Below are 25,281 nucleotides of genomic sequence, written 5' to 3' on the forward strand. Positions count from 1 at the left end.
CAAGTGACGGTGCCTTCACGGCTGGGTTTCGGCTGCGTCTGCGCCGTGCATGAGTAATGGGGAGGCCGGGGTATGGCCGCAGCGAGAGATCAGGCCGCACGCGTCGTTCGGGAGCAGCCCGAAGGAGAAGCGGCCGAAGGCGAGGCCGCGCGCGACCCCGCCCAATTGGCGGACCAGCTTCGAACTCACGTTGCAGAAGAAACCAGGCGCCAGCCGGCAACTGCTCCGGGCGCGCCGGCAACCGCCGCGCCCGCCGATGCCGCCCAGCCGGCCGCGCCGAAATCCGGCAAACGCAAATTCGTGATGATGGGCGTGTTCGCGTTGCTGGCACTCGCGGCCGTCAGCTACGGCGTCTACTACACATTCATCGGACGCTTTTATATCTCGACCGACGACGCCTATGTGCGTGCCAACAACACCACGCTGGGTGCGCGGGTCGCGGGCCATATCGCGGCGATCATTCCGACAGACAATTCAATCGTTCGCGCCGGCGACGTGATCTACAGGATCGATGACGGCGATTACCGGATCGCCGTGGATGCCGCGCGCACCAAAATCGCGACCCAGCAGGCCACCATCGACCGTATCGGCCGTCAGGTGGCGGCGATGGAAAGCGCGGTCGAGCAGGCCAAGGCGCAGCTCGTCTCCGCGGAAGCGGCGCTGAAGCGCGCAGGTCTCGACTTCGACCGTCAGCAGGCGCTGAGCACCAAAGGCTTTGCCTCGCGCGCCACGTTTGAAGTCTCTGAAGCCGGCCGCGATCAGGGTGTGGCGCAGGTGAAATCGGCGCAGGCGGCCTATGATGCCGCGCGCGACAATGTCGAGGTGACCCGGGCGCAGCAGAACGAGGCCCGCGCCCAGCTGGCGGAGTTGCAGACTACGCTGGCCAAGGCCGAGCGCGATCTCGCCTTCACCGCGGTGCGTGCGCCGGTCGACGGCACCTTCTCCAACCGCATCGTCAACACCGGTGACTACATCCAGGCCGGCCAGCGCCTCGGCAATGTGGTGCCGCTCAATGACGTCTTCATCGACGCCAACTACAAGGAAACCCAGCTCAAGCGCATCCGTCCCGGGCAGCCCGTGACGATTTCCGTGGACGCCTACGGCCATCGCAAGTTCGCCGCCGTGGTCGACAGCATCTCGCCGGCGGCGGGTTCGGTGTTCACGTTGCTGCCGCCTGATAACGCCACCGGCAACTTCACCAAGATCGTGCAGCGGCTGCCGGTGCGCATTCGCGTGCCGAAAGATGTCGCGACGCAAAACCTGCTGCGCGCGGGCATGTCGGTCTACACCACGGTCAACACCCGTGACGGCGCCGCCGATGCCGACAACGAGGCCGACCTCGACGCATCGCCGATGCTGCATCCGAAGTAACTTTTTCAGCGCAGGGGGAGCCCGGCGCGCGTCCTGAGCAGATCATGGCAGACGCCACCACCGCATCGCCGTCGATGATACCAGCCGCCAGCGTGCCGGACGAGCGCATCCCGCCGCGGCGGCTGTTTGCGTTCCTCATCATGGTGTTCGGGATGTTCATGTCGATCCTGGACATCCAGATCGTCTCGGCATCGCTGAACGAGATCCAGGCCGGGCTTTCGGCAAGCTCGAGCGAAGTGTCGTGGGTGCAGACTTCGTATCTGATCGCCGAGGTGATCGCGATTCCGCTTTCCGGGTTCCTGTCGCGTGCGTTCGGCACCCGCCTGCTGTTTGCGATTTCCGCCTCCGGCTTCACTATCGCGAGCTTCTTCTGTGGTTTTGCCTCCACGATCGAGCAGATGATCGTGTGGCGCGCGCTGCAGGGATTTCTCGGCGCCGGCATGATCCCGACCGTGTTCGCCTCCGCCTATACGGTGTTTCCGCGTTCGAAATTCTACATCGTCGGCCCGATCATCGGCCTGGTGGCGACGCTGGCGCCGACGATCGGTCCGACGGTCGGCGGCTACATCACCGACCTGATGTCGTGGCACTGGCTGTTCTTCGTCAACATCATTCCGGGCATCGGCATCACCATCGGCGTCTTGATCCTGGTCGATTTCGACGAGCCGAACTTCAAGCTGCTCGAACATTTCGACTGGTGGGGCCTGCTGTTCATGGCGGGCTTCCTCGGCTCGCTCGAATACGTGCTCGAGGAAGGCCCGCAATATCAGTGGCTGCAGGATACCTCGGTCGCAGTCTGCGCCGCCGTCTGCCTGGTGTCCGCGATCGCGTTTTTCTGGCGCGTGCTGACAGCGCATGAGCCGATCGTCGACATCAGGACGTTCGGCGACCGCAATTTCGCCATCGGCTGCCTGATCTCGTTCTGCGTCGGCATCGGGCTGTACGGCCTGACCTATGTTTATCCGCGTTATCTTGCCGAAGTGCGCGGCTACAGCGCGCTGATGATCGGCGAGACCATGTTCGTCTCAGGCGCCGCCATGTTCCTCACCGCGCCGCTCGTCGGACGGCTGATGACCAAGGTCGACATGCGTTACCTCATCGCCTTCGGGCTTTGCAGCTTCGCGCTCGGCTCCTATTTGATGACATGGATCACCCGCGAATATGATTTCTACGAGCTGCTGGTCCCGCAAATCCTGCGCGGCGTTGGCATGATGTTCGCGATGGTGCCGACCAACACCATCGCGCTCGGCACGCTGGCGCCTGAGCGGGTCAAGAACGCCTCCGGCCTGTTCAACCTGACACGTAACCTCGGCGGCGCGGTGGGGCTCGCGCTGATCAACCAGGTGCTGAACGAGCGCACCGATCTGCACATCTCGCGGCTGCACGATCGCATGAACTGGGGCAACGCCATGGCCGTGGAGACGCTCAACATGTTCACCCAGCGCATGCAGGGCATGGGCGACGCCGCGCGGATGGCGATGAAGCAATTGTCGCAGATCGTCCACCGCCAGGCGGTCGTGATGGGGTTCGGCGACGCCTTCTTCATGCTGGCCGTGTTCTATGTCGGCCTCAGCCTTCTGGTCGTGCTGCTGAACAAGCCGCCGGCGCTGGCGGCGGGCGGTGGCTCAGGGCATTGAATTGGGCGCTGAACCTTGCGTTGATTGATTTCGCGCGCTCACGCGGTTGTCATATTGCAAATCACCCGTGATGCATTTATAAGCGTGCGCATTGTCGCTCGAACCGGGGAGGATTTGCATGATTTCGTCTAATTCGCAGACCGCCCGCTTGCGTTCGATGCCTATGCTGGACGCCGTATCGGGCCTCTGAGGCCACTTTTCGCCAGCTCTGATCGGGCCTGACGTCCCGATCATCCCAAGCTTCCCCGATCTTCAAAACTTCTCAACGAGTTACCTTTTTTCAACGACGCTTGCGTTCGGCCCTGTGCCGTCCGTGCGTCCTTTCAAATGGAGCCGGCATGCGCGCAAGCGGTGCCGGATGAGGCCATGACCGTTCAAACCGACAAGCGTCCCGCCGCGATACGCGTGGTGATCCCGTTCGTGTTCCGGCACTGGCTCGAACAGCCCGGCCGCGCCAGCGTCGTTGCCGGCGGTCTGCTGGGTGCGACCGCCGCCGACCTGTTCATGCCGTTGTTCTCCGGCCATCTGGTCGATGCGCTGACGCAAGGCGCCTCCGATCCCGCCGCGCGCCGTGCGGCGATGATCGCCTTTGGCGGCATCGTGGCGCTGGGCGCGCTGTCGATGGTGCTGCGGCTGATCGGCCTGCAGGCGATCGTGCCGTTCACGCTGAAGATCATGTCCGACGTGTCGCGCGACGCCTTCATGCGGGTGCAGCGCTTCTCGACGGATTGGCACGCCAACAGCTTCGCCGGGTCCACCGTGCGCAAGATCACCCGCGGCATGTGGGCGCTCGATCTGCTCAACGACACCATCCTGATGGCGCTGGCGCCGTCGCTGACGGTGCTGCTGGGCTCGATGATCCTGCTCGGGCTGCACTGGCCCTCGCTCGGGGCGGTCATCGCGGTCGGCACGGTGGTCTATGTCGCGATGACGATCGCGTTCTCGATGAATTACATCGCACCGGCCGCGCGCGTCTCCAACGCCTGGGACACCAAGGTCGGGGGTACGCTGGCGGATGCGCTGACGTGTAACGCGGTGGTGAAATCCTTTGGCGCGGAAGCGCGCGAGGACGGGCGGCTGTCCGGCGTCATCGGCCGCTGGGGCAGGCGCGTGCGGCGGACCTGGATACGCTACAACTACACCTCGACGGCGCAGCTCGCGGTGCTGCTGTGTTTTCGCACGTCCGTGATCGGCGGCGCGATCCTGCTGTGGATCGCGGGCCGCGCCACGCCGGGCGACGTCACCTATGTCTTGACCAGCTATTACATCATCCATGCGTACCTGCGCGACGTCGGCATGCACATCAACAATCTTCAGCGTTCGGTGAACGACATGGAGGAGCTGGTCGCGATCCACGCCGAGCCGATCGGCATTGCGGATGCGCCTGACGCGAAGCCGATCGACATCCAGGGCGGCCGCATCGTGTTCGACGCCGTGACGTTCCATTACGGCGGCCATCGCGATCCGCTCTATGACGGCCTGTCGGTGGACATCCGTGCCGGCGAGCGCGTCGGCCTGGTCGGTCGTTCGGGGTCGGGCAAGACGACGTTCGTCAAGCTGGTGCAGCGGCTCTACGACATCGGCGGCGGCAAGATCCTGATCGACGGTCAGGACATTGCGAAAGCGACGCAGCACTCGCTACGCAGCCAGATCGCGATCGTGCAGCAGGAGCCGATCCTGTTTCATCGATCATTGGCCGAGAACATCGCCTATGGCAGGCCGGGCGCCAGTATGGCCGCGGTCGAGCAGGCAGCAAGGTTGGCGAACGCGCACGAGTTCATCCTGCGGCTGCCGAAGGGATACGGCACGCTGGTCGGTGAACGCGGCGTCAAGCTGTCGGGCGGCGAGCGGCAGCGCGTCGCATTGGCGCGTGCCTTCCTGGCCGATGCGCCGGTGCTGATCCTGGACGAGGCGACTTCCAGCCTCGACTCGGAGTCCGAAGGCCTGATCCAGCAGGCGATGGAACGGCTGATGAAAGGCCGCACCTCGATCGTGATCGCACACCGGCTGTCGACGGTGCGCAGCCTCGACCGCATCCTGGTGTTCGATCGCGGCAAGATCGTCGAGCAGGGCACCCACGCGATGCTGACGGCGCGCGCCGGCGGCATCTATCGCGGATTGTTCGAGCGGCAGGCGACGGAGTTCGGCCGCATTACGGCGGCGGAGTAAATGACATTGCGGCGCGCGGCCTTGGGATGTTCCAAGGTCGCGCGCCGGGGGCGGATTTGAAATGAAAGACCTTACGCAGGGCTCCATCGTGAGCCACATCCTGAGCATGGCGCCACCGATCGTCGCCGGCATGATCACGATCATGATCTGCCAGCTCGTCGATCTGTATTTCGTGGCCGGGCTTGGTGATGCCGCCGTCGCGGGTGTGGCGGCGGCGGGCAATCTGGCATTTCTCATCAACGGCCTGATGCAGGTCCTGGGGGTGGGCACCGTCGCGCTCATTTCGCATGCTGTGGGCCGCAAGGATCAGGCCGACGCCAATCTGGTGTTCAACCAGTCGCTCGGCCTGGCGGCCGCGTGCGGGCTGCTGACATGGGTGGCAGGATCCGCATTCGCTGGCGGTTACATGCGCATGGTCGCCGCCGACGAGGCCACCGTCGAGGCCGGCACGACGTATCTGCTTTGGTTCATGCCCGCTTTGGCGTTGCAATTCGCCACGCAGGTGATGGCGGCCGCGCTGCGAGGTACCGGTATCGTGCGGCCCAGCATGATCGTGCAGGTGCTCGCGGTGATCATCAATATTGCGCTGGCGCCGGTCCTGATCTCCGGCTGGGGCACCGGCATCGCGCTCGGCGTCGCGGGCGCAGGCCTTGCAAGTTCAATTGCGGTGCTGATCGGTGCGCTGATGCTGTGGATGTATTTTCGAAGACTGGAGCGCTACGTCGGCCTCAATCTCGCGCAACTGCGCCCGCGGCTCCGGCAGTGGACGCGCATCCTCAATGTCGGTCTGCCAGCCGGCGGTGAGTTCGCGATCATATTCCTCTGGATGGGCGTGATCTATTACGCGTTACGCGACTTTGGCGCGGCGGCGCAGGCTGGATTTGGCATCGGGACGCGTGTGCTCGGCCTCATCCAGATGCCGGCACTGGCGATTGCGCTCGCCGCCGGACCGATCGCCGGGCAGAATTTTGGCGCCGGCAACGCCGCACGCGTGAGGGAAACCTTCACCAAGGCAGTACTGATCGCCACGTTGGTGATGATCGCTTTCACGATCCTGGCGCAATGCTGGCCCGGGCTGCTGCTCGGCGGCTTCGCGAGCGATCGTGAGACGATCGCCGTTGCCATCCTATTCCTGCAACTGGTGTCGCTGAACCTCGTCGCGCAGGGATTGAACTTCGTGTGCTCCAGCATGTTCCAGGGACTGGGCAACACCAAACCGGTGCTGCTGAGTTCCAGCGTACGCCTGATCACCTACGCCTTGCCCGTGCTCTGGCTGTCGGCAAGGCCAGGTTTTCGCATTGAGTATGCGTGGTACCTGTCGAACCTGTCGACGACGCTGCAGGCCGCATTGAGTTTGTGGTTGCTGCATCTGGAATTCAGGAAACGGCTGGCGCCGCTCAAGTCGGCGTTGCCGGCGGAGTGACGCCTGGAACGGACGTTAGCTCCGAACGATCCGGCGCTTTGTGCCCGCGCGTGCGGGTCGAGATCGCGACGGTCGCGACCACGCCGGCAGCGAACAGCACGATCTGCGGCGTGATGGTCTCGTCGTTGAATACGGCTGCGAGTGCAAACACCACGAAGGGCTGCAGCAATTGCACCTGCGACACTCGCGCGATGCCGCCCATCGCCATGCCGGCATTCCAGGCAAAAAAGCCGATCCATTGCGAGAACAGCGCGACGTAGAGCAGCCCGAGCCACGGTTTTAGGGGGATGCTGGTGAGATCAGCCGGCATCGTCAGCGCGGCCGCCGGAATCGAGAGCGGCAATGCGATCACCAGCACCCAGCTGATGACTGCCCAGCCCGGCATCTGCGCGGTGAGCCGGCCGGAGAAGGCGTAGCCGATGCCGGACACGACCACCGCCGCAAGCAAGTAAAGGTCGCCGACCGACAGTTCGCCGCCGCCTTGCCGCAGCGCAAACGCAATCACCAATGCCGCGCCCGCGAACGAGGCGATCCAGAACAGCGGCCGTGGCCGTTCATGGGTGATCATGACCGCGACCAGCGCGGTTGCGATCGGCATGATTCCGAACACCACGCCGCCATGCGAGGCGTCGACGGTCTGCACCCCCACCGACATCAGGAACGGAAACAGGATGGCGACGCAGATCATCGTGATCACCAGTTGCGGCCACAGCGCGCGCGGCGGCAGCGGGCGGCGTAACGCGACCAGCAATATCAGCGAGCATATTCCGGCGATCAGTGTGCGCTGCGAGGTCAGTGCAATCGGATCAATTGCCGACACCGCGAGCCGCGTCGCCGGCAGCGTACCGCCAAAAATCAGCACGCCGACAAAACCCAGCAACAGACCGAGACGTGCGCGTGAAAAAGTCGGAGAGGTCATGAAGCGATTGGATAACTGTTTTCCAGATCAGCGTACAGCAATCTACTCGGAGCACATGGCGGCCATGCGCCGCTAGCTCGGAGCAATACTGCTCCACACCAGTGCGAGCCCGGACAGAAACAGCAAGCCGAGCACGATGTCGTAGAAATTGCGGTCGCTCAGGGCCCGATAGGTCCGCGCGCCGATCCATGCGCCGATCAGCGTGCCCGGCAGCGCCAGCAGCGCGAGCCAGAACACTTCGGTCTTGACGAAACCGCTGACGATCTGCAGCAGCAAGGCGGCGCCGAGCACGCTGCCGTTGAAGATCTGGAATACGCCGCGGCGCTGGTCCTTGGTCCAGCCGCGCACGCTGGCCCACAGGGTCGGCAGCGGGCCGGACAGCCCGGCGAGGCCGCCCAGGATGCCGCCGGCAAATCCGACGGCAGCGTCCGCCGGCCGGCCGCCGAAGGCGAATGCCATCGGCTTGCGGACGAAAAACAGCGCGGCGGGAAACACCAGCAGCATCACCCCGACGCTCAGTTTGAATATTTGCGGCTCGGCCTGCGCGACCAGCAGCGCGCCGATCGGCATGCCGGCGAGCCCGCCGATGACGAACGGCGCGGCCAGTTTGAAGTCGAGAACCTTCCACATCGTCGGCAGCGTCGAGATCTGCGAACTGACCGAGCAGATCAACACCAGGGGGACGGCCAGCGACGGCGGCAGCACATAGAGCCAGATCCCCAGCGCCATCAGCGCCGTTCCGAAACCGGCAAGGCCGGACACGAAGCCCCCGGCGAGCGCGCCAAAAAGCAACAGCGCGTAAGTGGACGTTTCCAATTTTTCTTCTCTCCTTCGTCATTCCCCGATGCGCAATTGCGCATCTGAGGGCGGCGCGAAGCGACGAGCCCGGAATCCATACTCCGATCGTGGTTATGGATTCCGGGCCTGCGCCAAGAGGCGCATCCCGGAATGACGGTTGATTGGGTGCGAATATTTACACGCCCACGCCAACAGGTACTATCGCAATTCAAGCCTTCAACAACAATCATGGAAACGCCCCCGATGAGCTCAACCTCCGCAAAGACCTTCCTTGTCTGTCACGGCGCGTGGTCGGCGGGCTGGGCGTGGAAGAAGATGCACCCGCTGATGCGCGCCGCCGGGCATCGGCTGGTGACGCCGAGCTACACCGGGCTTGGCGAACGCGCGCATCTGGCAAACCCCTCGATCGACCTCGAAACCCATATCGAGGACATGCTCAATGTCATCAAATATGAGGATATGCGCGACATCGTGCTGGTCGGCCACAGCTATGGCGGAATGGTCGCGACCGGCGTCGCCGATCGTGCCAGGGATCGCGTTACGCAGCTGATCTACGTCGACGCCTTCGTGCCGGAAGACGGACAGTCGCTGTTCGACATCAACGAGCCGGGCCGGCAGCCGATGCTGGATGGCGCGAAGAAGGGGGATGGCTGGCGCATCCCGCCGATGACGTCGCCGCCGGACACCGCGGCTGAAGACGTCGAATGGCTGGCCGCGCGCCGCGTTCCAATGCCGGTCAAATGTTTCGAGACCAGGCTCAAGCTGCAAGGCGGCAGGCTGACATTGCCGCGAAGCTATATCTACGCCACCCGCTTCCCGCCGGCCGATACGTTCGGTCCGTTTGCGAGGAAGACAAAGAGCGATCCGGCGTGGCGCTATTTCCAGATCGATGCCAGCCACGCGCCGAACGTCACCGCGCCGGAAGCGCTGATGGCGCTGTTGGAGAAGATCGCCACGCAAAAATAACGGGAGGTCAGAGCCATGGCGGCCAGGGCGACGGCAGTCATCGAGAAGTGGTCGACCAGCGTGGTCGAACCGGAGCGGCGGCTGGACTACTGGATAGGCGCCATCTGCGAATGCTTTCTCGAGATGGATATCACGACGCAGGTCCGGTCGGGCTTCGACTGCTCGGTTCAGCGCGGGCAACTCGACACCATCGGCATCAACCGTGTCGAGGGCTCCGCGCAGCACGTCTACCGCAGGAAAGCCAGCCTCGGGCGTAGTGCGTCGAACTACTACTACCTTCTCTGCAAGACCGACAACGACTGGACGGTGATGCAGAACGGCCATCGGTCGATGATGCAGCCGCACGATCTCGTGTTGCTGGACTCCCGGCGCTGCTATGAATTCAATTTTCCGGTGACTGCGAACACGCTGTCGCTGGAGTTGCCGATCGCGTGGGTCGAATCGTGGGTCACCGATCCGGAACGGCGGGCCGGGCAGCGGATCGACGGGTGCAGCGGCTGGGGCGCGGCGCTCAGCGCATTTGCGTGCCAATTATCACCCCATCTGGCAGTCGACCTGCCGCTGCCCGCGCAGGTTCTCACCGACCAGCTCGGCGGCCTGCTGGCGCTGGCGGCAGGCAGCGAGATTCCAGCCACGCCGTCGGAGCGGCGCGAGGCGGACCACCTGCTGGATCAGATCGGCCGCGCCATCCGGTTGCTCTACGCCGAACCGGGGCTGACCGCCGCTTCCGTCGCGGAGCATCTGCGGGTTTCGGAGCGGACGGTGCATCGCTGCCTCAACAAGTCAGGCCTGACGTTTAGCGGCGTGCTGAACGACTGCAGGATGGCGGTCGCGCGCAGGATGCTGAGTGAAGCGCGGTTCGATCACATCGGCGTCGGCGGGATAGGATTGCGCGTCGGCCTGTCCGATCCGTCCCATTTCATTCGCCAATGCCGCAGATATCTCGGCATGACACCAGCCGCATTCAGGCGACAGCGCTGATCCGTTCGGGCAAAGACCATGGCGCAAATCGGCGATGATGGTGGCTTAATCCGGCCATCCGGCATAACCTGCCGGACCTATCAAATCCACTTCCATAACGGGGGAGACGGAAATGGCAGGCCTTTACGTCCTTGTACACGGCGCGTGGCACACCGGTGCCGAAATGGATGCGGTCGCCGGGCACTTGCGCAAATACGGCCATGCCGTGCATTGCCCGACGGTTGCCGGCAACAATGCGGGCGACGATCGCGACAAGATCGGGCTGGAACAGGCAATCGCGTCGGTTACCAGCTACATCGAAACCAACAACCTGCGGGACATCTGGCTGGTTGGCCACAGCTATGGGGGAATGCTGATTTCGGGCGTCGCCGACCGGCTGACGGATCGCATCAAGCGTCTCGTCTATGTCAATGCCTTCGTCCCGCTGGACGGACAATGTCTCAACGACATGGTGCCGCCGCATTATGTCGGGCTGTTCGATGCGGTGGCGGCCGCCAACAAGAACGCGGTCATGCTGCCGTTCGAAATCTGGCGCGATGCTTTCATCAACGACGCGGACCTCGAACTGGCAAAGTCCGCATTTGCCAAACTCAACCCGCATCCTTACCGGACATTCACCGACAAGATTGCTTTGAAGCGTCCGCTGGCGGAGCTGCCGGTCGGCAAGTCCTACGTCAATTGCCGGCAGGACATCGCCTTGCCGCACAGCCTGCCCTGGCATCCGCGGCTGTCCGAGCGCCTCGGCCTGTTTCGCCTCGTCGAGTGCGATGGCAGCCATGAAATGTTCTTCAGCAGTCCGGCGCGGCTGGCGCAGGCGATTGAGGAAGCGGCGCGCGACTAGGATCGTTGCGCGGTCCTGAAGATGGCGAGGGGTCCGGCGCGTTACGCCGAACCCCTCATTTTAGAAACATCAGCCGGCCTGTAAGCCGGGTTTTGTAGGGCACCACTCACTTTCGCGAGTGATACGTGACGGCCATTCCTCTGGGACCATGTTTGCACATGGCCTCGAGCAACCTACCCGGACGGCGAGCCTGACATTGCCCTGCGGCGTTTTCGCTTTCGCGAACTGCCCGCGGTGCCGTCCCTATTCGGTTTTGCTCCCGGTGTGGTTTGCCATGCCGGTTCCGTTGCCGGACCCGCGGTGCGCTCTTACCGCACCTTTTCACCCTTGCCTCCTCCGGAGGAGAAGGCGGTTCGTTCTCTGTGGCACTTTCCCTGGGGTCGCCCCCGCCGGACGTTATCCGGCACCGTATGTCGATGGAGCCCGGACTTTCCTCTCCCGCAGCCTTTCGGCCGTAGCGGGAGCGGCCGTCCGGCCGACTGACCCCTTACGCATGGGCGCTGGGCGGCGTGGCGTCAAGCCACGAAACGGAGCAAAATAAACTATCCTGAAGATGTCGTTTCGCGTCCGGCCCGTTCGACTGGGTGTCGGCGATCCAGCCGATCAAGAGGAGTAGAGCGATGCAGTATCTGTTGATGATCTATCGGAGCGAAGCCGAGTTCGGCAAAATGGATGCGGCGGCGCGCAAGGAAATGTCGGCGGAATATGGCGCGTTCACGCAATCTATCATCCAGAGCGGCCACTTCAAGGCCGGCGACGGCTTGCAGCCGACGACGACGGCGACCACCGTGCGCGTCCGCGACGGCAAGACGCTCACGACCGACGGTCCGTTCGCGGAAACGCGCGAACAGCTCGCCGGCTATTATCTGGTCGAGGCCAAGGATCTCGACACCGCGCTCGCCATCGCCGCGCGCATTCCCGAGGCCAGGAAAGGTTCGATCGAGGTGCGGCCGATCATGGTTTATGATTGACGGCAAGTACGCCGATGACGCCGCTTGAGATCGAAAAAATCTTCCGCGACGAGGCGGGCAGGGCGCTGGCGACCCTGATCCGCCTCGTCGGCGATTTCGATCTCGCCGAGGATGCGCTGCAGGACGCGTTCGCGGTGGCGCTGGAGCGCTGGTCCGTTGCCGAAATGCCGTCCAATCCGCGCGCCTGGCTGGTCAATGTCGGGCGCAACAAGGCCATCGATCGCGTCCGCCGCAACGCCGCGTTTCGCGACAAGCAGCAGGAGCTGACGCGCGAAATCCTGCTCAATGCGTCGGCGCCTGACGAGGCCGCCGACAATGTGCTCGACGACGACATGTTGCGGCTGATCTTCATTTGCTGCCATCCGTCCTTTGCGGCGGAAGTGCAGGTGGCGCTGACGCTGCGTACGGTGTGCGGGCTCTCGACGGCGCAGGTCGCGCGCGCGTTTCTCGCGAGCGAGGACGCCATGGCGCAGCGGCTGGTGCGCGCCAAGCAGAAGATCCGCCTCGCCGGCATCGCCTACGAAGTGCCGGAACGCGAAGCGCTGGAGCCGCGCCTGCGCGGCGTGCTCGCGGTGGTCTACCTGGTCTTTACCGAAGGCTATGTCGCGACCTCGGGCGAAGATCTGATGCGGCCTGATCTGGCCCGCGAAGCGATCCGGCTGGTGCGGCTGCTCGACGCGCTGATGCCCGGCCGCGGCGAGATCAAGGGATTACTGGCGCTGATGTTGCTCCACGATTCCCGCCGCGCCGGCCGCGAGACCGCGAGCGGCGACATCGTGCTGCTCGAAGAGCAGGACCGTTCGCTGTGGGATCAGGCCCAGATCGCGGAGGGCTTGAAGCTGGTCGAAAAGGCGTTGCGGATGCCGGGGCGGCCGCAATCCTATGCGGTGCAGGCCGCGATCGCAGCGCTGCACGCGCGTGCGCCGAATTATAACGACACCGACTGGCCGCAGATCGCCGGCCTCTATGAGGTGTTGCTGCGGATCAGCCCGTCGCCGGTGATCGAGCTCAATCACGCCGCCGCGGTGTCGATGGTCGATGGGCCGGCGCGGGCGCTCGACCTGATCGATGCGCTGGAGGCGCGCGGCGGGTTGAAAGGGTATGAGTTGCTGCCGGCCGTCCGCGCCGATCTGCTCCGCCGCCTCGGCCGGCGTGATGCGGCGCGCGAAGCCTATCAGGCGGCGACGGCTGCCACGCAACTGGAGCCGTTGCGGCGGCTTTACGCACGGCGGATGGAAGAGCTGGACCGCGATGCCGGAGCGAAGGCCTAGGCGAGATTTATCGCGATCGGGATAGATCAGACTCCCTTGTCCGTCGGGTTGGCGACCGCGTCCTTTAACGGTGGCGTCATCGGGAAATTCAGGTTCACGTTCTTGGGCGGAATCGGCTTCATGAACCATTTTGCATAGAGATCCGCAAACTGATTGCTCTTCATCATCGCGACCAGCGTCTTGTCGATCAACGCTTTGAACTCCGGATCGTCCTTGCGGATAATCAGCCCGTACGGTTCGGTGCGGAGGCTATCGTCGATAATGCGCCAGTTGTCCGGATCGGGGCTGTTGGCGATCAGGCTGGCGAGCAAAATGTCGTCCATGATGAAGGCCTCGCTGCGGCCCGTCGTCAGCGCAAGGAACGATCCGGCATGATCACCCGACAGGATGTTCCTGGTCTGGAAATTCTTCTCCTGGCCTCGCGCCGTCAGCAGGGCGATCGACGTTGAACCTGACGTCAGGGACACCGGCTTGCCGCTCAGGTCTTCGAAGGTTTTGATCGCAGCGTCCTTTTTCACCACGGCGCGAATGCTGGAGACGAAGATGGTGTTGCTGAAGGCCACGACTTTCTGCCGTTCAAGCGTGTTGGTTGCGGGACCGCAAACGATATCGATCGTCCCGTTTTGAATGAGCGGAATTTGAGTGGCAAGCTGGATCGGCTGGAGCTTCGTCTGAATGGCAGGAAGCTTGAGTTCGCTTTTCACCGCATCGACAATCCTTCCGCAGAGGTCCATCGCAAACCCGACCGGCTTCTGATTGTCGTCGAGGTACGAAAACGGGATCGAAACGTCCCGGTGCCCGAGCCGGATTTCGCCGCTGTCCTTGATTTTGGCCAGCGTTCCGCCGGGCGACTGTGCGTGGGCGGGGACAGCGACCGCGGTCGCCAGGATCAATGAATAAAACAGTCCTTTCATGGGCTTACTCCTACTCGGCTGACCGGCCGTTGCTGACGCGATTGTGCTGGATTTTATACACATGAACTGTATAATATACAAATCGATTTTATACAGAGTAGGCCGGATGGGACCTGGAGTATCCGCAAAGAGCCGAGGGGCCGGGGGACATGGATCCACGCCGGACGCCGTCCGTGAGGCGCTGAGACTCGCGATCAGCCTGGGCGAGTTTGCGCCCGGGTTTCAGCTCAGGCAGGACGAATTGGCGGAACGGTTCGGGACGAGCCGTATTCCCGTGAGGGAAGCGCTCAAGCAGTTGGAGGCCGAGGGGTTCGTTACGTTCCTGCCCAATCGCGGCGCCGTCGTATCCGATATGTCGATCGACGAGGTTGTGGAGCTGCTCGAGATTCGCATCGCACTTGAATGTCATGCGCTGCGCCTGGCTATCCCGGCCATGGGAGAGGTTGATCTCGACGATGCCAACAAGATCCTCCGGTCGTACGACAAGGAGCCCGATCCGGAAAAGTGGGGCGCGTTCAACTGGAGATTCCACGAAACGCTCTACGCGCCGTGCAATCGGCCGCGCCTGCTTGCGATGATTGAAGCAAATTATGGTCATGTAAGCCGTTTTACGCGGGCGCTGGTGTCCCGGGCGACCGGCAAGGAGCGCCCGCAGCGCGAGCATTACCAGCTGCTCGAATTGTGTCGCGCCGGCGAGATTGAAAAAGCCGTTCGGCTTTTGCGCGAGCACATCGTGCAGACGCAGAAAACGCTGAGGTCTGCACAACGTCACGCTTCACGGGATGCAAGTCCGGAACGCTGATTTGATCCATCACCTCAACGTCCACGCGCACTGATCGCTTTGCCTGCGTAAGCCAGCCTGGAGAAAGAATGAAATGAACGCCCGCAAAGCCGATATCGTCGTGATCGGCGCAGGTATCGTCGGCATCGCCTGCGCTTACTATCTGGCGAGGAGCCGTCCCGGCTCGCGGATCGTGATCGTCGACCAGAATGCTCCCATGAGTCTGACCTCGGCCGCTTCGGGTGAAAACTACCGTAACTGGTGGCCGCATCCGATCATGACTGAGTTCACCGACTACAGCATCGATCTGCTCGAGGAAATCGCCCGTCGGCACGACAACCGCGTCCGTATGACCCGCCGGGGCTACGCACTGGCCACGCGTCAGGCAAAGCCGGACCAATTGCTGGAGGAGCTCCATACAGGTTACGGGCCGGAAGGTGCGCGCCGGATACGCGTGCATGGCGCAGCGTCGTCTTCGTCCTACATACCGGCGGTCTCGGAGGATTGGCAGGATGCGCCCGAAGGTGTCGACGTACTTCAAAACCCGGAACTGATCCGTCGCCATTTTCCAACGTTTGATCCTGAGGTCTCCACCGTTCTGCACGTCCGCCGCGCCGGAGATATCAGCGGGCAGCAGCTTGGAAGCCTGATGCTGGAGGAAGTCCGGGCAGCCGGAGGCGCAGTGAGCCGTGCGCGCGTCACCGAGATCGTCCGGCAAGAGGGTGGCTTCGCCCTGAAGATGCGAGGCGAGGAAGGCGAGCAGGCACTGCATGCCGGGATACTCGTCAACGCTGCCGGCCCGTACGTCGCCGACATCGCGCGAATGCTGGGGGAAGAACTCCCGGTCGAGAACGTATTTCACCAGAAGATTGCGTTCGCCGACAACCTCGGCGCCATCGATCGACGAATGCCGTTCTCGATCGATCTGGATGGCCAGACGATCGACTGGACCGACCAGGAGCGTCAGCTCCTCAAGGAGGATAGTGCAACGGCCTGGCTCGCCCGACCGATGCCGGGCGGAATTCACTGCCGTCCGGAAGGTGGCGATCACGGAAAATGGATCAAGCTCGGCTGGGCTTATAGTCGCCAGCCGTCAGAGCCGCAGGACGATCTCCCGACGGATCCCAACTTTCCGGATATCGTTCTGAGAGGCGCGAGCAGGCTGAACCCGCTCTTGAAGCAGTATTACGGTCGGCTGCCGCGGCAGATTACGCATTACGGCGGCTATTACACCATGACCAAAGAGAATTGGCCGCTGATCGGGCCGATGAAGACCGAAGGCGCCTTCATCGCCGGTGCGCTTTCCGGTTTCGGAACGATGGCTGCCTGCGCCACGGGCGCGCTTTGCGCGAGTTGGGTTCAAGGCGCACAGCAGCCCGGGTTTGCGCAGCGTCTCAGCCTGTCACGCTACGACGACGAGAATTTTATGCGGCAGCTGCGCGACAGCGCGGGAACCGGTGTGCTCTAGCTACTGCGCCGCGACCTGCGTCGGCGTCGCATCGGCCGGCAAAGTGGCCAGCAGCGCGTGCAGCGTGATCATGGTCGAATGATCGGCGATGCCGTCGACGCGGGCCGGGCGGAAGTGGCGCTGGAACGCGGTGACCACTTCCATGGTCGGGCCGTCGTACTTGCCGTGGTTCGGCACTTGGTAGCCGTAGCGCGCCAGGGCAGTCTGCAGGCCGGCGACATCGTCGCTGATGCTGCCGAGCTTGAGCGATTCGCCGCGCACGATCGGCGCCGGCTGCACCCAATGGCCGACGCCGGAATTGGCCAGCGAATGCCACGGGAATTTCTCGCCGGGATCCTTTTTGCGCGCAGGCGCGACGTCGGAATGCCCAAGCACGCGATGCGGCGGCACGTTGCGGCGGAGCATGATGCCGCGGCACAGCGCGATCACGGCGGCGATCTGGCGCAGCGGAAAATCCGGATAGCCCCAGTCGTGGCCACGATTGATGATCTCGACCCCGATCGAACAGGAGTTGATGTCTTCTTCGCCGGCCCAGAACGATACGCCGGCATGCCAGGCGCGCTTGCTCTCGGGCACGCATTGCACGATCCGGCCGTCTTCCAGCACGATGTAATGCGCCGATACGTCGGTTCCCGCGGTGCAGAGCTGGGCGATTGCGCCTTCCACATCCGGCATGCCGGTGTAGTGCAGCAGGATCATGTCGGGCAGGCGCCCCTTGTTCCGGTCGCCATAGTTCGCCGACGGGATCACGTCGGAGGCAATCGAGGAATCCGGGGTAAAAGTCTTCATGTCCGCGATGGCCCTGGGAACGGGAAGGGCACGTTGACGCTTCGAATCAATACCAGCAGACGTGAACGAACCAGCAGCCATTATATGAGCTCAAACCGGGCAGGAGAACGACAACCCGCAAATTTTACAAAACAATGATCTTTACTATTCCTTTACCAAGCCATCCGCGCAATCCAGCAGCCGCGCCCGCTCTCGCATTTTGACCGAGTGTGTGCGGCGGGCATCACTGGCTTCGCCAGATGAGCCGGGCATCACTGGCTTTGGCCAGTGAGCCGGGCATCACTGGCTTCGACAGACGGCCGGCTTCGCCAGATGAGCCGGGGCGTCACTTGGCTGGGCCAGTGAGCCGGGGCATCACCGGCTTGAGAGTAGCTACAAAGCGCGTAAAAGCCGTGGCCGATCGTCAACGCTTTCTTAACGCTAAGTGCCGTTACTAAGTGATGAAGAGCCGAACCGGTTTGGGGACGGCCGAGGCCCTCTTTCACGCTCGAAAAGCCATGGCAGCCCAGCAAATTCCGTCCGGAAAACAGGGTTTGCGGGATGGGGCGGGAAACAGCCAGCGCGCCTCGCAGCGGTTTTTTGGCCGGAACGACCCGGCGAAGCGCAGGGATTTGAGGCGCAATGGACCGGTTGGCGTCCAGTTTCTGTATCGTACCTTGGAATACGCTGAAGGCCGGCGGATGACCCCGGCTGCCTCCCGACATATCTCCGTTCTCGGCCGCGAGGCGGTCGAGATGCTCATCCCCCGCGACGGCGGCATCTATGTCGATGCCACCTTCGGCGCCGGCGGCTACAGCCGGATGATCCTGGAAACCGCTGGAACCCGGGTGATCGGTATCGACCGCGACCGGTCGGCGATTACTGGCGGGTTCGATCTGGTCGACCAGGCGGATGGCCGGCTGACGCTGGTCGAGGACCGGTTTTCCAATCTCGCCGAGGTCTGTGCCGCGCAGGGCGTTGATGCCGTCGACGGCGTCGTGATGGACGTCGGGGTCTCGTCGATGCAGCTCGATCAGGCCGAGCGCGGCTTTTCGTTCCGGCTCGGTGGTCCGCTCGACATGCGGATGGGGCATGACGGCCCGACCGCGGCGGACGTGGTCGCGAAAGCCTCCGAAGCCGATCTCGCCAATATCATCTACATCTTCGGCGAGGAGCGTCACTCCCGCGGCGTCGCCCGCGCCATCGTCGCCGCCCGCAAGGAAGCGCCGATCACGACCACGAAGGCGCTTGCCGACATCGTCGGCAAGGTGGTCCGCTCCAAGCCGAACGAAATTCATCCGGCGACGCGGACGTTCCAGGGCTTGCGGATATTCGTCAACGCGGAACTCGACGAGCTGCATCTGGCGCTGTCGGCAGCGGAACGCGTGCTGAAGCCGGGCGGCCGGCTGGTCGTGGTGTCCTTTCATTCGCTGGAAGACCGCATCGTGAAGGATTTCCTTAACCAGCGCGGCAAGTCCGGCGGCGGATCGCGGCATCTGCCCGAGGTCGCGCAGGCCGTTCCGAGCTTTCAAATCCTGACCAAGCGTCCGGTCACACCCGGCGAGGCCGAGGTTTCGGCCAATCCGCGCGCGCGATCCGCCAAACTGCGCGCCGCGGAGCGTACGGCGGCGCCGGCGCATACGGCGGGCGAATTGCCGGCGTGGCCGACCATCGACAGCGTCATGAGGGGAGGCTGACCATGCGGATCATCCACCTCCTCGTGATCGGCATGCTGGTGTTCGCCGCCTCCTATGTCTACCGGATCAAGATGGAATCGACCTCGCGCACCGAGCGCGTGCTGCGGCTGAACGCGGAAATCCGCGAGCAGCGCGACGCCATTGCCGCGCTCCGCGCCGAATGGGCCAAGCTCGACGCGCCGCTGCGGCTGCAGGGCCTGGCCGACCGGCATTTGCCACTGAAGTCCCTGGTCGCCACGCAATATGACCAGTTGAAGAACCTGCCGGAACGGCCGCCCAGCTTTGCGAGGCCAGGCGCGCCCGATCCGATCGGCGCGATGATCAATACCATCGAGGCTGCCACCGATGCGCCGACCGTGACCGGCTCGGTGCCCGCGCCGGGAGATCAGCAATGACCGATCAGGCGCTTGCCACCACCCGACCTGCAAAGCCTGCCGAGCCCTGGCGGCAGCGGCTGATCCGCAGCCTGCTCTACGGGCGCAATGTCGATCGCGCGGCGAAGGCGCGGGCGCGCGTCGGACTTGCGGTGCTGGCGTTCGCATTGGTGTACGCCATCATTGCCGGACGCCTCGTCATGTTTGCGATCGGCGCCGACAGCCACAATGCGGCCCGCACCGGCTCGCGAGACGCGATCGCGACCGCGCGGCCCGACATCGTCGATCGTAACGGCGAGGTCCTGGCGACCGACGTCAAGTCGCCGAGCCTGTTCGGCGAACCGCGCCGCATCATCGACAAGGACGAGGCGATCGAGCTTCTGACCGCGACATTGCCTGATCTCGACACGACCGAGGTCCGCGAGCGGTTGTCGTCGCGCAAGGGCTTTGTGTGGCTGAAGCGCGAGATCACCTCGAAGCAGCAGCAGGCCATTCATCGCCTCGGCATTCCCGGCATCGGCTTCCTGCGCGAGAACAAGCGCGTCTATCCGACCGGTGCTGCGGTCGCGCATCTGATCGGCCTGGTCAATATCGACAACCAGGGCATCGCCGGGATGGAGAAGTGGCTCGACAATAACGGGCTGGCCGACCTGCACCGCGCCGGCTTTGCCACCGATCGGCTGCAGCGGCCGGTGGAATTGTCGATCGACCTGCGCGTCGAGCACGCGCTGCGCGACGAATTGTTGAAGGCCAAGGAGAAGTACAAGGCCAAGGCCGCTTCCGGCCTGGTCTCCAACGTCAGGACCGGCGAGATCGTCGCGCTGGTGTCGTTGCCGGATTTCGACCCGAACAACCCGAAGGAGGCGCACGACCCCGAGCGCATCAACCGCCTGACCACGGGCGTGTTCGAGATGGGCTCGACCTTCAAGGCGCTGACGCTGGCGATGGCTCTGGATTCCGGCAAGGCCAACCTCAACACGCTGTATGACGGGCGGGGTGTGCTGAAGTACGGCAAATTCACCATCCACGATACGCATCCGGTCGGCCGCTCGATCACGCTGTCGGAAGTATTCACGTTTTCCTCGAACGTCGGCGCGGCCAAGATCGCGCTGGGGCAGGGCGTCGAGGCGCACAAGGCGTTCCTGAAAAAGCTCGGCCAGTTGGACCGGCTGCGCACCGAACTGCCGGAAAGCACGTCGCCGATCGTGCCGAAGCGCTGGGGTGAGCTCAACACCATCACCATTGCCTTCGGCCACGGCATGGCGGTGGCGCCGCTGCAGGCGGTGATGGGCATCAATGCGGTCGTTAACGGCGGCTACCTGATCCCGCCGACTTTCCTCAAGCGCTCGGAGGAAGAAGCCAGGGCGATCGGCAAGAAGGTGCTCAAGACCGAGACGTCGGACAAGATGCGCTATCTGATGCGGCTCAACGCCGAGATCGGAACCGCGAAGAAAGCCGACGTGAAGGGCTATTATATCGGCGGCAAGACCGGCACTTCGGAAAAAGTGGTCAATGGCCGCTATTCCAAGAAGCAGGTGCTCAATTCCTTCACCGCAATCTTTCCGGCCGACAACCCGCAATATCAGCTCCTGATCATGCTGGACGAGCCCAAGGCGCTGCCGGAAACGCATGGTTTCATCACCTCGGGCTGGAACACCGTGCCGACCGGCGGCAAGGTAATCGCCCGAATCGGACCGCTTTTGGGCGTCGAACCGCGTTTCGATCTGCCGACGGCAGATCGCCTCATTCTTGCGGCATCGAGGACAACCCAGTAAGGCGTAGGACGATGCGCCAAGCTGCGCCCGGGCCGGACTGGACGACCATGAAACTTCGCGACCTCTTCAGCAATGATGCTGCGATCGAGCCGCAGGCGGAAGCGATCGACGTGAAGGGCCTGGCAATGGACAGCCGCGCCGTGAAGCCCGGCGATCTGTTTTTCGCGCTCGCCGGCAGCAAGACCGACGGTTCGCGCTTTGTTGATTCAGCCATCACCGCGGGCGCGGTCGCGATCGCGGGCGATCACGCTACAAGCGATCGCGTGCCGTTTGTCACCACGCAAAATCCGCGCCGTGCGCTGGCGCTGGCGGCGGCGAGATTCTATCCGAAGCAACCCGCGACAATCGCAGCCGTCACGGGCACGAGCGGAAAAACCTCGGTCGCGGCGTTCACCCGCCAGATCTGGCAACGGCTCGGCCATGCCTCCGCCAGCATCGGCACCATCGGTCTCGTTTCGCCGAAGCGCACCGTCTACGGCTCGCTCACGACGCCGGATCCGATCGCGCTGCATCGCCAGCTCGACGAGATCGCCGGCGACGGCGTCACCCATCTCGCCTTTGAAGCCTCCTCGCACGGGCTCGACCAATACAGGCTCGACGGCGTGCGCATCGCCGCGGGCGGATTTACCAATTTGACGCGCGACCACATGGATTATCATCCCGACGTCGCGCATTACCTTGATGCCAAGCTACGGCTGTTCCGCGATCTCGTCGTGGCCGATGGTGCAGCCGTGATCTCGGCCGATCACGATTGCTCACTGGAGGTGATCGACGCCGCGCGGGAACGGAAACTGCGGATTATCGCGATCGGCCGCAACGCTGATGGTGCGGACGGGGGCATCCGTCTGGTCGATGCTGTCGTCGATGGCTTTGCGCAGAAGCTGACGCTCGAACATCGTGGACGCAGGCATATGATCAAGCTGCCGCTGGTCGGCGAATTCCAGATCGAGAACGCGCTGGTCGCTGCGGGACTGGCGATCGGGACCGGCAGCGAACCTGCCGCGGTGCTCGCCGGCCTCGAACATCTCGAGGGCGCCAAGGGCCGGCTGGAACAGGTCGGCGAACATAATGGCGCGCCGATCTTCGTCGACTACGCGCACAAGCCGGACGCGCTGGCGAAAGCGCTGCAGGCGCTGCGGCCCTATGCGAAGCGAAAACTGGTGGTGGTGTTCGGCTGCGGCGGCGACCGCGACGCCGGCAAGCGTCCGCTGATGGGGGCGATCGCGGCCGAGAACGCCGACGGCGTCATCGTCACCGACGACAATCCGCGCAGCGAGAATCCGGCAAGCATCCGCGCCGCCATTCTGGCTGCCGCCAGGGGCGCCCGGGACATCGGCGACCGGGCGGAAGCCATCAGGGCCGGGATTGCCGGACTGCAGCCAGGCGACGCGCTGTTGATCGCCGGCAAGGGTCACGAGACCGGCCAGATTGTCGGCGACAAGACGCTACCGTTCAGTGATCACGACGCGGTGGCGGCCGCGCTGGCGGAGAGGAATGCATGAGCGCTGCGCCATTGTGGACGATTGCCAAAGTGGCCCAGGCTTTAGGCCTGGCGGGTACGTTTCCCGACACCGCGATTGATTTCGTTACGCAGGACAGCCGGCTGGTAAAACCCGGATGCCTGTTCGTGGCGCTCAGCGGCACGCCGAGCGGCGGCTTCATTTCGAGTTTCGCGAGCGCGCGCGACGGCTGGGAGTTCGCCGACAAGGCGGAAGCCGCCGGAGCGGTGGCGATGATCGTGCCGCACAGGATCGAAGGCGTGCGTGTTCCGCAGCTGATCGTCAAGGATACGCTGATCGACGGTCTCTGGGGATTGGCGCGCGCGGCGCGGGCGCGGTTCAAGGGCCCGGTGATCGGCCTCACCGGCAGCGCCGGCAAGACCAGCACCAAGGAATATCTCGCCGCGTACCCTGCCGCCTATGCCAGCCCGAGCAGTTTCAATAATTTCTGGGGCGTGCCGCTGACGCTGTGCAATGCCAGCCCGAGCGCCTCGCTGTGGGTGGTGGAAATGGGCATGAACCAGACCGGCGAAATCGCACGGCTCAGCGAACTGACGCAGCCGACCGTGGCGCTGGTGGTCAACGTCCAGCCCGTGCATCTGGAAAAGCTCGGCAGCCTGGAGGCGATCCGGCGCGAGAAGGTGAGCATCGCGCAGGGCCTCCCGCAAAATGGCGTGCTGGTGCTGCCGACCGACGTCGAAGCGCCGGAATGGAACGGCAAGCTTGTCCGCTTCGGCGATGGCTCGGAAGTGCATGCGTTGAAGCACACCCCGCATGGCGAAAGCTGGCACGTGTCAGCGCAAGTCGGCGGCAAACAGGTCGCATTCGACCTGACGCCGGGCGCGCCGCACCGGCTGCAGAATGCGCTGGCCGCGCTGGCGTCGGTCCATGCCGCCAAACTCGATGAGGCTGATCTGGCCAAGGAACTCGGCAAGGTCGGCATCATGACCGGGCGTGGGGTGGAGCAGACCGCCGCCGGCGTCACCGTGATCGACGACAGTTTCAACGGCAATCCGGCCAGCATGGTCGCAGCGCTCGACAGCCTCAAGGCGCGGCCGGTCGCATCCGGCCGGCGCATCGCCATCATGGGCGACATGCTGGAGCTCGGCGCCGACGCGCCCGCCTATCATGTCAGGCTGGCCAAGGATCTGCCCGGCATCGACGGCGTCTATTGTGTCGGCCCGCTGATGCGCCATCTGTACGACCTTTTGCCGGCCGATCGCGCCCTCGGCTGGCACGACGACCCCGCCACGCTGGAGCCGCAGAAAATCGCCGCATTGTTGCAAAGCGGTGACGTCGTGGTGGTCAAGGGCAGCAAAAAGATGTTCTGGGTCAACAAGTTTGTGCCCAAGCTGCTGGCCGCCTTACAGGCAAAAGCGTAAACTGGCCGGGCTGACCCACTCGTGATTTCCGTGGTGATTCGCGCAACCGCCGCCGCGATCGTGACCAAGATTTGCTTGGTTTCCAGGATGAAAACGATTGTCAACGCGCTTGCAATGCGCTTACCCGGCAAGACGGCGCAACCAGGCCGCAATAGGGCATACTGAATGTTTTACTGGCTGATCGAGCTTTCCAACACCGTCCCCGCTTTCTCGTTTTTACGCGGCCTCCTCAACGTCTTCCGCTACATCACCTTCCGCACCGGCGGGGCGATGGTGACGGGCGCGCTGTTCGTGTTCCTGTTCGGTCCCTGGATCATCGATCACTTAAGGCTTCGGCAGGGCAAGGGTCAGCCGATCCGCACCGACGGTCCGGCCTCGCATATCATCGCCAAAAAGGGCACGCCGACGATGGGCGGGCTGATGATCCTGTCCGGCCTCGTCGTCTCGACGCTGCTGTGGGCCAATCCGCTCAATCCCTATGTCTGGATCGTGCTGGCGGTGACGCTCGGATTCGGCTTCGTCGGCTTCTATGACGATTATCTGAAAGTGACGAAACAGACCCATAGCGGTTTTGCCGGCAAGTTTCGTCTCGCCATCGAAGGCGTGATCGCGCTGATCGCCTGTTACGCGCTGGTGCGGCTCGGGCGCGACGTGACCTCAACCTCGCTGGCGATTCCGTTCCTGAAGGACATGGTGTTCAATTTCGGCTGGTTCTTCGTGATCTTCGGCGCCTTCGTCATCGTTGGCGCCGGCAACGCGGTCAACCTGACCGACGGCCTCGACGGCCTTGCGATCGTCCCCGTGATGATCGCCGCCGCCAGTTTCGGCATGATCGCCTATCTGACCGGCAATGCTGTCTTCTCCGACTATCTGCAGATCAGATACGTCGCCGGCACCGGCGAACTTGCGGTGCTGTGCGGCGCGGTGCTCGGCGCCGGGTTGGGATTCCTGTGGTTCAATGCGCCGCCGGCCTCGATCTTCATGGGCGACACCGGCTCGCTCGCGCTCGGCGGCATGCTGGGCGCGACCGCGGTTGCGGTCAAACACGAGATCGTGCTGGCCGTGATCGGCGGCCTGTTCGTGCTGGAAGCGGTTTCCGTGATCGTGCAGGTGGTGTCGTTCAAGCTGACCGGCAAACGCGTGTTCCGGATGGCGCCGCTGCATCATCATTTCGAGCAGAAGGGCTGGACCGAACCACAGATCGTGATCCGGTTCTGGATCATCTCGGTGATGCTGGCGCTCGCCGGCCTCTCCACGCTGAAGCTGCGGTGACAAC

At 63.7% G+C, this 25,281-nt stretch carries 21 protein-coding genes and 1 other RNA gene; 17 read left to right on the forward strand and 5 right to left on the reverse strand.

What is annotated here, in order from left to right; translation table 11 throughout:
- Positions 1-72: 72 nt before the first annotated feature.
- The 4 genes from JQ609_RS27190 to JQ609_RS27205 all read left to right on the forward strand — a co-directional run bounded on the left by JQ609_RS27190 (position 73) and on the right by JQ609_RS27205 (position 6,600).
- The gene (locus JQ609_RS27190) at positions 73-1,371 is read left to right on the forward strand and encodes an HlyD family secretion protein (RefSeq protein ID WP_212275981.1); all 1,299 of its coding nucleotides are present in this window, start codon (positions 73-75) and stop codon (positions 1,369-1,371) included.
- Between the two features lie 44 nt (positions 1,372-1,415).
- On the forward strand, positions 1,416-3,008 hold the full coding sequence (locus tag JQ609_RS27195) for a DHA2 family efflux MFS transporter permease subunit (protein ID WP_212275982.1): 1,593 nt from the start codon (positions 1,416-1,418) through the stop codon (positions 3,006-3,008).
- Between the two features lie 366 nt (positions 3,009-3,374).
- A complete protein-coding gene (locus JQ609_RS27200; RefSeq protein ID WP_212275983.1) occupies positions 3,375-5,177 on the forward strand; it encodes an ABC transporter ATP-binding protein in 1,803 nt (600 codons plus the stop codon).
- Between the two features lie 61 nt (positions 5,178-5,238).
- Entirely contained in the window at positions 5,239-6,600 is a 1,362-nt protein-coding gene (locus JQ609_RS27205; RefSeq protein WP_212275984.1) for an MATE family efflux transporter, read from the forward strand.
- Here JQ609_RS27205 and JQ609_RS27210 read toward each other — a convergent pair.
- Positions 6,575-7,519 carry a DMT family transporter gene (locus tag JQ609_RS27210; protein WP_212275985.1) on the reverse strand — a complete coding sequence of 315 codons (945 nt, stop codon included), beginning with the start codon at positions 7,517-7,519 and terminating at the stop codon, positions 6,575-6,577. The two genes, JQ609_RS27205 and JQ609_RS27210, sit on opposite strands and share 26 nt — an antisense overlap.
- 72 nt (positions 7,520-7,591) lie before the next feature.
- Positions 7,592-8,335, reverse strand: a complete 744-nt coding sequence (locus JQ609_RS27215) for a sulfite exporter TauE/SafE family protein (RefSeq protein ID WP_212211628.1) — start codon at positions 8,333-8,335, stop codon at positions 7,592-7,594.
- A gap of 210 nt (positions 8,336-8,545) precedes the next feature.
- On the opposite strand from JQ609_RS27215, the gene JQ609_RS27220 reads away from it, so the two are divergent.
- The 3 genes from JQ609_RS27220 (at position 8,546) to JQ609_RS27230 (ending at position 11,105) form a co-directional block, all read left to right on the forward strand.
- On the forward strand, positions 8,546-9,283 hold the full coding sequence (locus JQ609_RS27220; protein ID WP_212275986.1) for an alpha/beta fold hydrolase: 738 nt from the start codon (positions 8,546-8,548) through the stop codon (positions 9,281-9,283).
- A 15-nt stretch (positions 9,284-9,298) separates the two neighbouring features.
- Positions 9,299-10,264, forward strand: coding sequence for an AraC family transcriptional regulator (locus JQ609_RS27225; RefSeq protein ID WP_212275987.1), 966 nt, complete (start codon positions 9,299-9,301; stop codon positions 10,262-10,264).
- 112 nt (positions 10,265-10,376) lie between these two features.
- Positions 10,377-11,105: an alpha/beta hydrolase gene (locus JQ609_RS27230; RefSeq protein ID WP_212275988.1), complete on the forward strand. Its 729-nt coding sequence runs from the start codon at positions 10,377-10,379 to the stop codon at positions 11,103-11,105.
- Positions 11,106-11,170: 65 nt separating this feature from the next.
- Here JQ609_RS27230 and rnpB read toward each other — a convergent pair.
- Positions 11,171-11,588, reverse strand: an RNA gene (rnpB, locus tag JQ609_RS27235) — RNase P RNA component class A.
- A 137-nt stretch (positions 11,589-11,725) separates the two neighbouring features.
- Between rnpB and JQ609_RS27240 the strand changes: the two genes are divergently transcribed.
- Positions 11,726-12,076, forward strand: a complete 351-nt coding sequence (locus tag JQ609_RS27240; protein ID WP_212211624.1) for a YciI family protein — start codon at positions 11,726-11,728, stop codon at positions 12,074-12,076.
- A 14-nt stretch (positions 12,077-12,090) separates the two neighbouring features.
- Positions 12,091-13,347, forward strand: coding sequence for an RNA polymerase sigma factor (locus tag JQ609_RS27245; protein WP_212275989.1), 1,257 nt, complete (start codon positions 12,091-12,093; stop codon positions 13,345-13,347).
- A gap of 26 nt (positions 13,348-13,373) precedes the next feature.
- Here JQ609_RS27245 and JQ609_RS27250 read toward each other — a convergent pair whose 3' ends face one another.
- Entirely contained in the window at positions 13,374-14,261 is an 888-nt protein-coding gene (locus JQ609_RS27250) for a transporter substrate-binding domain-containing protein (RefSeq protein WP_212211622.1), read from the reverse strand.
- A 106-nt stretch (positions 14,262-14,367) separates the two neighbouring features.
- Here JQ609_RS27250 and JQ609_RS27255 point away from each other — a divergent pair, with 106 nt between their 5' ends.
- A complete protein-coding gene (locus tag JQ609_RS27255; RefSeq protein ID WP_212275990.1) occupies positions 14,368-15,063 on the forward strand; it encodes a GntR family transcriptional regulator in 696 nt (231 codons plus the stop codon).
- A 73-nt stretch (positions 15,064-15,136) separates the two neighbouring features.
- A complete protein-coding gene (locus tag JQ609_RS27260) occupies positions 15,137-16,510 on the forward strand; it encodes an FAD-binding oxidoreductase (protein WP_212275991.1) in 1,374 nt (457 codons plus the stop codon).
- Here the strand turns inward: JQ609_RS27260 and JQ609_RS27265 are convergent, their stop codons facing one another.
- Complete coding sequence (locus tag JQ609_RS27265; RefSeq protein WP_212275992.1) at positions 16,511-17,380, reverse strand: N-acetylmuramoyl-L-alanine amidase; 870 nt, start codon at positions 17,378-17,380, stop codon at positions 16,511-16,513. It lies immediately after the preceding gene.
- 416 nt (positions 17,381-17,796) lie between these two features.
- Between JQ609_RS27265 and rsmH the strand changes: the two genes are divergently transcribed.
- The 6 genes from rsmH to mraY all read left to right on the forward strand — a co-directional run bounded on the left by rsmH (position 17,797) and on the right by mraY (position 25,277).
- Positions 17,797-18,975: a 16S rRNA (cytosine(1402)-N(4))-methyltransferase RsmH gene (gene rsmH / locus JQ609_RS27270; protein ID WP_409411200.1), complete on the forward strand. Its 1,179-nt coding sequence runs from the start codon at positions 17,797-17,799 to the stop codon at positions 18,973-18,975.
- A gap of 2 nt (positions 18,976-18,977) precedes the next feature.
- A complete protein-coding gene (locus tag JQ609_RS27275; RefSeq protein ID WP_212211607.1) occupies positions 18,978-19,370 on the forward strand; it encodes a hypothetical protein in 393 nt (130 codons plus the stop codon).
- The gene (locus tag JQ609_RS27280; protein WP_212275994.1) at positions 19,367-21,124 is read left to right on the forward strand and encodes a penicillin-binding protein 2; all 1,758 of its coding nucleotides are present in this window, start codon (positions 19,367-19,369) and stop codon (positions 21,122-21,124) included. The genes JQ609_RS27275 and JQ609_RS27280 overlap by 4 nt, the downstream gene beginning before the upstream one ends.
- A gap of 47 nt (positions 21,125-21,171) precedes the next feature.
- Positions 21,172-22,626 (forward strand): UDP-N-acetylmuramoyl-L-alanyl-D-glutamate--2,6-diaminopimelate ligase, encoded by a 1,455-nt coding sequence (locus JQ609_RS27285; RefSeq protein ID WP_212275995.1) that lies wholly within the window; start codon positions 21,172-21,174, stop codon positions 22,624-22,626.
- Positions 22,623-24,005, forward strand: a complete 1,383-nt coding sequence (murF, locus tag JQ609_RS27290) for a UDP-N-acetylmuramoyl-tripeptide--D-alanyl-D-alanine ligase (RefSeq protein ID WP_212275996.1) — start codon at positions 22,623-22,625, stop codon at positions 24,003-24,005. The genes JQ609_RS27285 and murF overlap by 4 nt, the downstream gene beginning before the upstream one ends.
- A 165-nt stretch (positions 24,006-24,170) precedes the next feature.
- Positions 24,171-25,277 (forward strand): phospho-N-acetylmuramoyl-pentapeptide-transferase, encoded by a 1,107-nt coding sequence (mraY, locus tag JQ609_RS27295; RefSeq protein ID WP_192738075.1) that lies wholly within the window; start codon positions 24,171-24,173, stop codon positions 25,275-25,277.
- The last annotated feature ends 4 nt before the right edge of the window (positions 25,278-25,281 follow it).

The sequence above is a fragment of the Bradyrhizobium sp. AUGA SZCCT0169 genome (assembly GCF_018130085.1).
Classification (GTDB): domain Bacteria; phylum Pseudomonadota; class Alphaproteobacteria; order Rhizobiales; family Xanthobacteraceae; genus Bradyrhizobium.